This is a genomic window from Paraburkholderia sp. SIMBA_053 (assembly GCF_046534895.1).
Lineage (GTDB): Bacteria > Pseudomonadota > Gammaproteobacteria > Burkholderiales > Burkholderiaceae > Paraburkholderia > Paraburkholderia caledonica.
Window position 1 is genome coordinate 1 of record NZ_JAWRXU010000287.1, and the last position, 334, is coordinate 334.

The 334-nt window shown below is 59.3% G+C and carries 1 protein-coding gene; it reads left to right on the forward strand.

Annotated features, from left to right (window positions below):
- Window positions 1-8: 8 nt before the first annotated feature.
- Window positions 9-200 (forward strand): rubredoxin, encoded by a 192-nt coding sequence (locus tag SB753_RS35660; protein ID WP_029970007.1) that lies wholly within the window; start codon window positions 9-11, stop codon window positions 198-200.
- The last annotated feature ends 134 nt before the right edge of the window (window positions 201-334 follow it).

Below are 334 nucleotides of genomic sequence, written 5' to 3' on the forward strand. Positions count from 1 at the left end.
AGTACGTCGTGAGCGAAGTAACGGAAGTGACTGAGTACAAGAGCTGGGTTTGCCTGATTTGCGGCTGGATCTATAACGAAGAAGAAGGTTTGCCCGAAGAAGGCATCGCGCCCGGCACCCGCTTTGCCGCGATTCCCGAGGACTGGCGCTGCCCGCTGTGCGACGTCGGCAAGGCGGAGTTTGCGGTGGTGGAGTTTTGAGGTTGGGCGTGACGTCGTTTCCGACGGTTTTGCTATACTCTTGCCCTCGCTTGCATGGCTGAAAACGCAAGCGCTTGCGGCGTCATTTCGGCGCGGCAATCACAGATCAGGGGTCCGGTCCGCCCCGTTGTAGC